This window comes from Acidithiobacillus sp. (genome assembly GCF_023255755.1).
In the GTDB taxonomy this organism is placed as follows: Bacteria; Pseudomonadota; Gammaproteobacteria; order Acidithiobacillales; family Acidithiobacillaceae; genus Acidithiobacillus.
The window spans coordinates 1-11,024 of sequence record NZ_JAGDVS010000057.1; the positions used below are offsets into that span (position 1 = coordinate 1).

Below are 11,024 nucleotides of genomic sequence, written 5' to 3' on the forward strand. Positions count from 1 at the left end.
GGTTACCAGATGGGGCGATTCCTGCTCTGGCCGGGCCGTAACTGCTTTTTTTAGGATAATGAACGAAGTGCAGATCAACGGGAGGTGAGGCATGGTGGGGTCAGAACGGTCCGTTCACATTTCGGCAGAAGGGGTTAGCCTGGAAGGCATCTGGGCGATTCCCGAAAACGCTCTCGGTCTGGTGCTCTTCGCCCACGGCAGCGGCAGCAGCCGCCTGAGCCCCAGGAACAATTACGTGGCACAGATACTGCTTGATGGCGGTATTGGTACCTTGCTCTTTGATCTGCTGAGTGAAGAGGAGGACAGGGTCTACGCCACCCGCTTCGACATCGGTCTGCTGAGCGAGCGCCTGGCGTTAGCCACCCGTTGGACACAGCGACAGCCGGGGGCGGCGGGCCTGCCCTTGGGTTATTTCGGCGCCAGCACCGGCGCTGCGGCGGCCCTGCGCGCCGCCGCCCAGTTTGGTGACGCTATCGCTGCGGTGGTTTCCCGCGGCGGGCGACCCGATCTCACCGGTCCCGCCATCACCCAGGTAACAGCGCCCACCCTCCTTATCGTCGGCGGCTTAGACGATGTGGTGATTGGCCTGAATGAGCAGGCTTTCGCCGCTTTGCGGGCGGAGAAGGAACTGGCCATTGTCCCCGGCGCCACCCATCTCTTTGAGGAACGAGGGACGCTGGAAGCGGCGGCCCGCCTGGCCCTGGAGTGGTTTCAGCGCCATTTCAAAGCCGCAGCCGGAGCCGCCGATGGGATAGGGCGGTGAAACAGGTCTTGCACGCGTCGGCCTAGCTGCTCATGGTCGCCGCCAGCAGTGGCCGCAACGCCTTGAGGGTCCTCGTATTGAGCACGTCTTTCTTCTCCAGCCAGCCGCGCCGCGCCTGCTGTAGGCCAAAATGCAGGTTGTCGAAGTCGTGAATGCTGTGGGCATCGGAATTGACGGCCAGCAGCACCCCTTCTTCCTTGGCCATCCGGGCATGTATGTCGACGAGATCCAAGCGCTCGGGCTGGGCGTTTATCTCCAGAAAGCAGCCCCGCTCGCGCGCATGGCGGATGATGCGGGGCATGTCCACATCCATGGCTTCCCGGCTGCCGATGAGCCGCCCGCTGGGGTGGGCGAGGATGGTGAAATGGGGGCTGTCCATAGCCTTGAGGATGCGTGCGGTTTGTTTGCCCCTGGGCAGATCGAACCGGTAGTGCACCGCAGCCACTACCAGGTCCAGGTCACCCAGGATACCGTCGGGCAAATCCAGGCTGCCGTCTTCCAGGATGTCCACCTCTATGCCCTTGAGGAGCGTGATGCCATCGAGTCCCCTATTAAGGGCATCAATCTCGTCCAGCTGCCGGCGCAAACGCACCGGGTCGAGGCCATGGGCGACGGTCAGGTGGCGGCTGTGCTCGGTGATAGCCAGATATTCCAGACCTGCGGCCTTGGCCGCCGCGGCCATGTCCCGCACGCTATAGTGACCATCGCTGGCCTTGCTGTGGGCGTGAAGGTCGCCGCGCAAATCGCCCATCGCCACCAGTTTCGGCAAATGTCCGGCGCGGGCGGCCTGGATTTCGCCGCGGTTCTCCCGCAGTTCCGGCTCAATATAGGGCAGGCCGACAGCGGCGTAGACGGATTCCTCCGTTTCGCCGGCAATACGTTCTTTCCCGCGAAAAAGCCCATATTCGTTGACTTTCAGACCCATATCCTGACCCATGCGGCGGATGGCGATGTTGTGGGCCTTGGAGCCGGTGAAATAATGCAGGGCGGCACCATAGGCGGATTCGTCCACGGCGCGTAGGTCCACCTGGAGTTTGTTCCGCAGGATGACGGTGGCCCGGGTAGTGCCTTGGGAGAGGACTTCCGCCACGTCCTCATAGGCGGTGAAGCGCTCCATCACCGGACTGTCGGCAGTGGCCGTAGCCAGTATATCCAGGTCGCCCACCGTGTCCTTGCCACGCCGGAAGCTGCCGGCCACCACCACCCGCCGCACGCCGGGTATGTTCTGCAGGTAGTGGACCAGGGCGGCTGCATACGGGGCGGCGATGGCGATAGGGAAACGGGGAACGGCGGCGATCTGGGCCTGAAGGGCTTCCAGGATGCGCGTTTCGGTCTTCTCGCCAAAACCGGGGACACTGCGAATGCGCCCCTCCCGGGCGGCGCGGGTGAGCTGGTCCACGGTCTCCACGTCCAGTTCATGCCAAAGCGCCTTGACCCGCTTAGGTCCAAGGCCCGGCACCTTGAGCAGCTCCGTCAATGCCGGCGGGGTCTGTTTTTCCAGTTTTTCGAGAAAGGAGCAGTGGCCCGTGGTAACGATCTCGATGATTTTTTTAGCCAGGTCGTCGCCGATGCCGGGCAGCTCGGTGAGGTCTTCACCGGCCTCTACCATGGTCTTGACGTCGCTGCTCAGGCCTTGTACGAGACGGGCGGCATTGCGGTAGGCGCGTACCCGGAAGGGATTGGCGTCCTCAATCTCCAAAAGATCGGCGATTTCGTCGAAGATGTGGACAATATCAGGATTGAGAATGGGCATGTTTATGGCTGCTCCGGTTCCTGCCTGGGCGATGTTGCGCGCAAAATCTCCAGCACCTCTTCGTCCTTGACTTCACGGAAGTCTGTAAAGAACTCGCCCACCGCATAAAATGGTTTCGGGGCCGCCAAATAAACGAGATCATCGGCGAGGGGGCGCAACTGCGCGATGGTGTCGGGAGGGGCCACGGCAAAAGCGGCGATCAGGCGGGCAGGTCGCTGCTGGCGAAGGAGACGCAATGCAGCCCCCAGAGTAGCGCCGGTGGCGACGCCGTCGTCAACCACAATAACGATACGGCCCTGGGGATCGATGGCCGGGTGAATCGGCGTGTATTGCGTGCGCCGCGCTTTGATCACCTCCAGTTGCCGGGCCGCTTCGTCGCGAATGTACTGCGCGTCGATACCCAGGCGACTGGCCATGGGATCGGTCCATATCCGCCCATCTTCATCGACGGCGCCTATGGCGTATTCGGGGTTGCCCGGTGCCCCGATTTTGCGCACCAGGACGACGTCAAGGTCCCCGTGGAGGGTATTGGCGATGATGCGCCCCATGGGCAGCGCTCCACGTGGAATAGCGAGTACCAAGGGGTGTTTACCCGCATAAGAGGCCAAGCGATGGGCTAGTAATTCCGCTGCCGCTTCACGGTTGGCAAAATGTTGTGGAATCGTGGTCATCATTAGTCCTCCAGAACCAGCCCCGTCCGTGGCCGGCGTGGGTGTTGGATTCGGTGAAGTTGCGGTAAGCATCGAGCACAAAGTAGAGGATGAACATAAGGCCGATGGCGGCGATACCAGCGTTGGGTAGTGCAATCATGATCCCGCCGGTAATGAGCAGAAGCACCGGTTTGAGCCAGTCTACCAACTGGTGCTGATGCGTCTGATAACTGTGGATGAGCCAGGTGAACCCGGCCATGATCAATATGGCCGCCAGCACAAAACCCGCTTCGCTAACCTTCAAGTCCCCCAGCCAGCGGGACTTGCCGCAGTGAGTGGTCCACAGCCGGCGGCGACCGGGGGAATGGGTGGTGAAGATAGTCCCGGCGCGGGTAGCGGTAAGGGCGCAGGGAAGGCTATTCCCAGAGGAAGCCATTCGTCCGCCGCGCCCTGCACCGGAGTGACGGGCATCTGTATGGGGTGATGATGCTCAGGAGGGCCATGAACGGTTATTCAACGATGACCTCCAGCGCGCCGACATCCAGCAACGCGGCTTCCGCCATCGCCGACTCCTTTTCGTCAAAGCCATAGAATTCACAGGAGACAACGTCTTTCTCTGCAAAAACCGCAGGCTTCAGATGTGTCTGCTGCTGCAGTATCTTGCGCAAGACGTCATAGTAATCCGCATGATCCGGATGGCTTTCCATCAGTGCCTTGCGGATGCTGGAAAATCCTTCCCTGACCGCATTCTCGTCATTAAATAAAGCTTTTATAGCAAACATAAGACTCCTACGATTTATTCTTCATCAGCAGCGCGATGAGCATCACGACCAAAAAGCTCCAGAACAGGAACAAGAACGCGTCCAGTATACCACGCATTGCCGCATGCTGGGCCAGAATCTGGCCCAGCACCTGCCATGCCTGATTTCCCTGGTGTAAACCGGCGGCACCCAAATAACGCGGCAATGCCCCGTTGAAGGGATTGATATGCCCTCCCATCTGATTCCATGCCTCCTGCGCCTCTTCGGTCATGATGGTGGAGATGATGGCAATGCCAACAGAACCGCCAAGATTGCGCATGAGATTGAATATCCCCGATCCCTCCGGCGTCTGCTCCCTGCTGAGGGTCGCAAAGGCCAGCGTAAAAAGCGGGATGGAAACTAGGCCGAGGCCGAGGCCCCGGATGACTCCGGGCCAGATGATCCAGGCAGGACTTACCTGCAGGTTGTAGGAGAGGCTGATCCAGGTACCCGTAGCGCCCAAAAAAATACCGGCCATGATCATCCAGCGAGGGTTGGCCCCGCGATTGAGCAGTCGTCCCGCCATCCACATGGAAATCCAGGAGCCCAGACCCTGCGGGGCCATGACAAGACCTGCGGTTTGTGGTTCGTAACCCATATAATCCTGCAGATAGATGGGCAAAATCACCATGGTCCCATAAAGCGCCAGGCCGAATAATCCTATTCCCGCACTTCCCAGTGTCAAAGAGCGATCCTTGAGCAGACGCAAGTCGACCAGCGGATGAGAAACGCTGAGCGAACGCAGGACAAAGAGCATAATACCCATGCTGGCCAGCAGCATCAGGATGATGATGAAGCGGGAGCTGAACCAACCGTCCTGATCGCCGAGACTGAGCATCATCTGCAACGCACCCAGCCCAATCGCCATCCATAAAAATCCTAGCCAATCAATAGGTCGGGGAGTATCGCTTTTGCCAAAACGGGGGATGTAAAAAAGCAGCATGGTAAATGCGATGATGCCAATGGGGATGTTGACGTAGAAACACCAGCGCCAGGAGAGGTCTTCGGTGAGATAGCCACCGAGCACTGGACCGACAATGGGGCCGAGCATGGTGCCCATGCCCAAGGTCGCCATGGCCACTCCGCGTTTTTCCCGGGGGTATGCTTCGACCAGAATAGCCTGCCCGACGGGCACCAGAGATGCGCCCAGTGCCCCCTGCATAAAACGCCAGAAAATGATTTCCGTGAGGCTGTGAGATTGGCCGCTCATGACCGAGCAGACCAGAAAGCCGGCCACGCTCCACAGGATGAGCTGCCGTTGTCCGAAACGCTCGACCAGCAAGCCAGTCAACGGGGTGACGATGACCATGGCGAGCATGTAGGTGGTGAGTGCCCAGGTAATTTGATCGCTATTGGCGTGAAGCGAGCCCTCCATGCGGGGCAACGCCACGTTGACGATCGTGATGTCCAGAACATTCATGATGATGCAGGCCATTACTGCGACGGTAATGGCGAGTAGATGCGGGCTGCCCGTTTCGCCGGGATTACCGCTTGCCCGCATCGGCGCGTGAACGCCATCCATCGTTATTTATGATCTCCGGCGGTGGCGTTACGGAGCATCAGCAGAATGATGCCATCAAAAATCAGATTTACGCCCACAAAGATGCCGACCAGAATGAGCGAACCCTGCGGCCAAGTGACAAAAAACAGAATGGCTATGGCAATATCGATCCCTCCACTGAAAATAAACCAACCCCGCCCGTGGCCGGTGTGGGTGTTGGATTGGGTGAAGTTGCGGTAAGCATCGAGCACAAAGTAGAGGATGAACATAAGGCCGATGGCGGCGATACCAGCGTTGGGTAGTGCAATCATGATCCCGCCGGTAATGAGCAGAAGCACCGGTTTCAGCCAGTCTGCCAACTGGTGCTGATGCATCTGATAACTGTGGATGATCCAGGTGAACCCGGCCATGATCAATATGGCCGCCAGCACCCCATCGGTTACGGCAGAAAGAATGACCGGACTCAGCAGCCCGAAAAGGCCGATAACGATCAGGGCGATGGCAATCGGTAGGAGGTATTTGCCAAACATTTTGCGCTCGGCTTCGACGATAGTGGGGAGATCAGGTATCTGATTATTCATGAAGTTATCCCTCTCATCGATACCAAAGTATCTCGGTGCTTTCCATGGGAACCAAACATCCGTCGCGATGCGGAATGATCCTCGGCGTGAAACGTTCGACCGCGCTTTGGGCAGGCACTGCACAGGTATAATTGTAGCTATTAATTGCCCCACTTAAGGCGTCGCCGCGCGTCATTGCATAGATTTTAGGGCCTTGCCCTCCGTCGCCATTGGCAAAGAGTTGTACCGCCACGGCGTCGGCGTCAAGATCATCCAGATATACATGCACCTGAAAATGATGTGCGTCCGTGTCACTTTGTACATTCAGTTCGCCAAAATGCAGGCCCTGCCAATGCTGACGAATGTCATGCTGCCATCGAGTGATCCCGTCCACCGTAGCCCGTTCGCTACGGGCGGCGAGGAGGCGGGCAGCGGGGGTATATAAAGAGTGTACGTATTCCTGCAACATGCGATTGCTGCTGAATTGCGGGGTCAGCCGGCTCATGCTTTCGCGGATTTTGTTTATCCATCCACAGGGGCAGCCGTTGGCATCACGCTGATGGTAGAAGAGGGGAACAACCTCTTCCTCCAACAGACGGTAAAGCTGTTCTGCCTCCAGGCGGTTCCATTCCGGGTCGCTATCGTGCTCCTGACCGTCCCCCAACGCCCAGCCGGTCTCCGGGCTATAGGCCTCGGCCCACCAGCCATCCAGCTCCGAGAGGTTGAGGCCGCCGTTGACCAGCACTTTCATGCCACTGGTGCCACTGGCTTCCCAGGGACGAAGCGGGGTATTGATCCACAGGTCAACACCTTGCACCAGTTGTTCGGCGACCATCATGTCATAATCGGCGATGAAGACCATGCGCCCGGCCAGATCGGGATGTTGATGAATAAATTGGGTCCATTGCTGGATCATGGCCTTGCCGGCACCATCCTTGGGATGTGCCTTGCCCGCGATCAGCAGTTGTACGGGACAGTGGGGATTATTCAGCAGACGGTAGAGACGGTCCGGATCAGTCAGCAGCATATTGGGGCGCTTGTAGGCGGCAAAGCGGCGGGCGAAACCGATGGTAAGGGTATTGGGGTCGAGTGCCGTTTTGGCCTGTTCGCAGTCCTGATCGGGTGCGTGTGCGGCTGCCAGTTGTTTTTGCAGACGTTGCCGGGCGAAGTGGATCACCTGCTGGCGCGCGGTGCTGCGCAGTTGCCAGATATCTTCATCGGAGGTCTGGTGAAAGTCTGCTTCGATATCCTTTAAGTCCCCCAGCCAGCGTGCCTTGCCGCAATGGTTGGTCCATAAGGCGTCGGCTTCAGCGGAATCCCAGGAGGGCGTATGAACACCATTGGTGACATGGGTGACCGGGACTTCGTCTTCGGGCCAGCGTGGGAACAGGGGTTGGAACAAACGACGGCTGACGGCCCCATGCAGGCGACTGACGCCATTGACGGTAAGGCTGCCGTGAATGGCGAGCCAGGCCATATTGAAAGGTTCGCGGGTGTCTTCGGGATTCTCCCGGCCCAAGGCGAGGATCGTCTCCACGTCTATGCCGAAGGCCCTGGGTGCGCCGGCGACGTAGCGCGTCAGCAGTTCCGGCGGAAAGCGGTCGAAACCGGCGGAAACGGGGGTATGGGTGGTGAAGATATTCCCAGCGCGGGTAGCGGTAAGGGCGCAGGGGAAATCGGTCCCATGATCCTGCATGTGGCTGTAGGCCCGGGCAAGAATGGCGAAGGCAGCATGCCCTTCGTTGAGGTGGCAGATATCTGGCTGGATCCCCAGGCGGCGCAGCAGCATCCAGCCGCCGACGCCTAGGCAGATTTCCTGCTGCAGGCGAGTCTCCGGGCCGCCACCGTAGAGTTCGGCGGTGATGCCGCGATCGGAGGGGGCGTTGAGGGGGTCGTTGCTGTCGAGCAAATACAGAGTCACCCGACCGACCTTGGCCTGCCAGGCGCGGAGGATGACTTTGCGGCCGGGGAAAGGCAATTCCAGGCGGAGCCATTCGCCCGACGCGTCCCGCACCGGAGTGACGGGCATCTGGGTGGGGTCGTTGTAGGGATAGAGCTCGATCTGGCGACCGCAATCGTCGAGGCTCTGGCGAAAATAACCCTGCTGCCAGAGCATGCCGATACCCAGCAGAGGAATACCGAGATCGCTGGCGGTTTTCAGGCAGTCGCCAGCAAGGATACCGAGGCCTCCCGAGTAGATGGGCAGGGACTCGGACAGGCCAAACTCCATGCTGAAATAGGCCACTTGACTGAAGGGCGGGTGGGGATAGGTTTTGCCGAACCAGCATGTTTGCGCGAGGCGGTCGCGGTGCTCGCTGACGAAGGTGTTCAGCTTCGCGATAAAATCCTGGTCCTGGGCCAGTTGCTGGAGCGTATTGCCGCCGACATTTTGCAGAATCAGCCAGGGATTGCGGGTTTGCTCCCAGAGTTCAGGAGCGATGTGCTGCCAGAGCGTGTCGGCGGCATGGCTCCAGGACCAGCGCAGGTCGAGTGCAAGTTCGGCTAGACCGGTCAGTGATTCGGGAAGTTGCGGGAGAAGGTAGCAAGGGGTAATGGTCACAAAATTCTCCGGTTCAGTGGGATGTGCGGTGAGTAGATCAGTGGGGGGCGACTTGCTCCAGACGCATAATCTCTAAACGGTTGGTGCCACCGGGGTGGCCCTGGCTCGGGCCCTGGGTAAGGAGAATGAGGCCTTTTTCTATACCCTGAGTGACCAGCCAGCGGCGGACGGCTTGTTCCCAGCCCTGATCAGGGCTCGGCATTTCCATGGCATGCACGCCATAATGAAAGCACAGGCGTTGGCAAGTGCGGTCATGGGGGCTGAGGGCCAGGATCCAGGGGGTTAAGCGGAAGCGCGCGATGCGGGCTGCGGTGGTGCCCGTTTCCGTGGGGGTGACGATAAACAGCGGATTCAGATGCTCGGCGGCGGTGCGGACATCCCAGGCGATTACCGACTCCACACTGGGCGCGTCGTGCAGGGTTTCTGCATCGAGCGGACTCAGCTCAGATCGGGATTTTTCGGTGATGCGGGCGATTTCCGCCAGCATTTTCACTGCATCGACGGGATAATCGCCCATGGCTGATTCTTCGGAGAGCATGACACAGTCGGTACCGTCGAGGACGGCGTTGGCCACGTCCGTCACCTCCGCACGGGTGGGGCGACGGTTGTGGACCATGGATTCCAGCATCTGGGTGGCGGTGATGACCGGCTTGCCTACCGCGCGGGCCTTGCGGATGAGGCGCTTTTGAATCAGCGCGATCTGCCCGATGGGTACCTCTACGCCAAGGTCACCGCGCGCCACCATGATGCCGTCGGCGGCGGCGATGATGGCATCAATATGCCTCCAGGCCCGTGCCCTTTCGATTTTGGCCACCAGAAATGGGTCATAACCCAAGGCCTGCGCTTCCCGGCGGGCGGAGTGCAGGTCTTCCGGCGTTTCCACAAAAGAGACACTCAGCCCGTCGACGCCGGCCTCCAGCGCGAAGGCCAGCAATTCGCGATCAGCCGAGGTGAGGGCGCCACCTTCCAGTGTCACCCCGGGCAGATTGACGCCCTTATGGGAGAGGAGTACGCCGCCGACCACCACCCGGCAGTGGATACCGGCAGGAGCATGCTGCTCTACACTCAACTCGATGAAGCCATCATTCAGAAACACCGTGTCACCCTTGACCAGAGGACGGGAAAGGCGGGGCAGATCCAGGGGAATCTGCTCTGGGGTTCCGGGTGCATCAGGGGCGAGGAGTACCCGGCTGCCGCGTTTGAGGGTGACCGGGGCGGGCAGCACACCGATACGGATTTTAGGGCCGGGCAGGTCAGCGAGGATGGCAACGCGCTGTCCCACCTTTTCCGCCGCAGCGCGGATACGGCCAATGCGGGTGCGGTGTTCATCCGGCGTACCATGAGCGAGATTCAGGCGGGCCACGTTCATTCCGGCGCGGATCATCTGCTCCAGTGTTTTCGGTGCATCGGACGCCGGGCCGATGGTGCAGACAATTTTGCTGCGCTGCGTCGGTAGTTTCATCATGCGTTGGGATTCAGCAGTTTGACCGCTTCATCGACGCCCTGATTGTGGACGACAATGGCGTGGATGGCTTTGCAGAAGTTGACGGCATCGGGCTGGCTGCGCTGATGGACATTCCGGCCGGTGGCGCAGCCTTGCGTGCCACCCACATGAATCTGTTCGTAGAGGCGTTGCAGAAACTCCGGCGCATCGGTTTCCGAACCCCCCGCGCAGACGACCTGCGTACGTCCGGCAGCGGCTACCGCTTCACCCAGGAGCGTGCCGTCCATGGCGCCAGCCGCATTGAGTGGTGGGTTGATCTTGACGAAATCCGCCCCGAGACAGGCTGCCAGACCCGCGGCACCAGCAATGAGATGCGGGTCCTGCTCGCGTTCACCCACGGCCTTGCCGCGCGGGTAGGCCCAGATGACAGTCAGCAATCCCATGGTATGGGCATTCTGAATGATGCGTGCCGCTTCACTGAGCATAGCCGGCTCGAACTCAGAGCCAGGGTAAATGGTGTAACCCACCCCAACCACCCGGAGACCGGAATGGCGCACAAAGTCGTGGACCTGCGCCATGCTCTGCCACTGCAGGCTGACCGGATCGCGTTGCGCCGTTTTGATCAGGTGGGTCTTGCTGTTGAGTTTGAGCAGATAGGGCGTATCGCGGTAATCCATGCCGTAACGGGCAATGAGGCCCATTTGTGCGGCAAAGCAGCCCACGGGCGCTTCACTGGCGATGCGGAACAGATGCTCCGGGTCGGAATCGTCCGTCGCGACATGACCGCCGATAAAATCGTCGTTGAGATGTTCGACTTTCTGATCGCCCGCCATCAGGAACAGGCGCCCGCTGTCCTGGGTGGTGAGACGATAGTTTTCTGTCCAGCGGCGAGCGCTTTCGGCGGACATGCCGAGTGGTGCTTGGGTAATTTTAGGCATGCGGGGCTCCTGTAACGCAGGGATGAAGGGGTTCGTAATGGCGGCGCAGGGCGTC

The 11,024-nt window shown here is 59.9% G+C and carries 10 protein-coding genes; 1 reads left to right on the forward strand and 9 read right to left on the reverse strand.

Translation table 11 applies throughout. The features are described 5' to 3' along the window. The first annotated feature begins 91 nt into the window (after positions 1-91). Positions 92-763 carry a dienelactone hydrolase family protein gene (locus Q0C48_RS03865; RefSeq protein ID WP_291521723.1) on the forward strand — a complete coding sequence of 224 codons (672 nt, stop codon included), beginning with the start codon at positions 92-94 and terminating at the stop codon, positions 761-763. Between the two features lie 22 nt (positions 764-785). Here Q0C48_RS03865 and polX read toward each other — a convergent pair whose 3' ends face one another. From polX to Q0C48_RS03910, 9 genes are all read right to left on the reverse strand, one after another. Beyond that, a complete protein-coding gene (polX, locus tag Q0C48_RS03870; RefSeq protein WP_291521725.1) occupies positions 786-2,516 on the reverse strand; it encodes a DNA polymerase/3'-5' exonuclease PolX in 1,731 nt (576 codons plus the stop codon). A gap of 2 nt (positions 2,517-2,518) precedes the next feature. Next, positions 2,519-3,190 (reverse strand): phosphoribosyltransferase, encoded by a 672-nt coding sequence (locus tag Q0C48_RS03875; RefSeq protein ID WP_291521727.1) that lies wholly within the window; start codon positions 3,188-3,190, stop codon positions 2,519-2,521. After that, positions 3,153-3,602: a hypothetical protein gene (locus Q0C48_RS03880; RefSeq protein ID WP_291521730.1), complete on the reverse strand. Its 450-nt coding sequence runs from the start codon at positions 3,600-3,602 to the stop codon at positions 3,153-3,155. Before Q0C48_RS03880 ends, Q0C48_RS03875 begins: the two co-directional genes overlap by 38 nt. A 73-nt stretch (positions 3,603-3,675) precedes the next feature. Next, complete coding sequence (locus Q0C48_RS03885; RefSeq protein WP_291521732.1) at positions 3,676-3,948, reverse strand: hypothetical protein; 273 nt, start codon at positions 3,946-3,948, stop codon at positions 3,676-3,678. A gap of 7 nt (positions 3,949-3,955) precedes the next feature. Next, positions 3,956-5,467 carry a DHA2 family efflux MFS transporter permease subunit gene (locus Q0C48_RS03890; protein WP_291521740.1) on the reverse strand — a complete coding sequence of 504 codons (1,512 nt, stop codon included), beginning with the start codon at positions 5,465-5,467 and terminating at the stop codon, positions 3,956-3,958. 23 nt (positions 5,468-5,490) lie between these two features. Further along, positions 5,491-6,048 (reverse strand): HdeD family acid-resistance protein, encoded by a 558-nt coding sequence (locus Q0C48_RS03895; RefSeq protein WP_291521734.1) that lies wholly within the window; start codon positions 6,046-6,048, stop codon positions 5,491-5,493. 13 nt (positions 6,049-6,061) lie between these two features. After that, positions 6,062-8,587 (reverse strand): alpha-glucan family phosphorylase, encoded by a 2,526-nt coding sequence (gene glgP / locus Q0C48_RS03900; protein ID WP_291521736.1) that lies wholly within the window; start codon positions 8,585-8,587, stop codon positions 6,062-6,064. A 37-nt stretch (positions 8,588-8,624) separates the two neighbouring features. Further along, positions 8,625-10,052 carry a pyruvate kinase gene (gene pyk / locus Q0C48_RS03905; RefSeq protein ID WP_291521738.1) on the reverse strand — a complete coding sequence of 476 codons (1,428 nt, stop codon included), beginning with the start codon at positions 10,050-10,052 and terminating at the stop codon, positions 8,625-8,627. Continuing rightward, on the reverse strand, positions 10,049-10,969 hold the full coding sequence (locus Q0C48_RS03910; protein ID WP_291521739.1) for an aldolase: 921 nt from the start codon (positions 10,967-10,969) through the stop codon (positions 10,049-10,051). The genes pyk and Q0C48_RS03910 overlap by 4 nt, the downstream gene beginning before the upstream one ends. Positions 10,970-11,024: the final 55 nt, after the last annotated feature.

Bases quoted from the DNA above. Each gene is read 5' to 3' on its own strand.
- Q0C48_RS03865 (WP_291521723.1), top strand. From the start codon at position 92: ATGGTGGGGTCAGAACGGTCCGTTCACATTTCGGCAGAAGGGGTTAGC.
- Q0C48_RS03885 (WP_291521732.1), bottom strand. From the start codon at position 3,948: ATGTTTGCTATAAAAGCTTTATTTAATGACGAGAATGCGGTCAGGGAA.
- pyk (WP_291521738.1), bottom strand. From the start codon at position 10,052: ATGATGAAACTACCGACGCAGCGCAGCAAAATTGTCTGCACCATCGGC.
- Q0C48_RS03895 (WP_291521734.1), bottom strand. From the start codon at position 6,048: ATGAATAATCAGATACCTGATCTCCCCACTATCGTCGAAGCCGAGCGC.
- Q0C48_RS03910 (WP_291521739.1), bottom strand. From the start codon at position 10,969: ATGCCTAAAATTACCCAAGCACCACTCGGCATGTCCGCCGAAAGCGCT.
- Q0C48_RS03890 (WP_291521740.1), bottom strand. From the start codon at position 5,467: ATGCGGGCAAGCGGTAATCCCGGCGAAACGGGCAGCCCGCATCTACTC.
- Q0C48_RS03880 (WP_291521730.1), bottom strand. From the start codon at position 3,602: ATGGCTTCCTCTGGGAATAGCCTTCCCTGCGCCCTTACCGCTACCCGC.
- Q0C48_RS03875 (WP_291521727.1), bottom strand. From the start codon at position 3,190: ATGATGACCACGATTCCACAACATTTTGCCAACCGTGAAGCGGCAGCG.
- polX (WP_291521725.1), bottom strand. From the start codon at position 2,516: ATGCCCATTCTCAATCCTGATATTGTCCACATCTTCGACGAAATCGCC.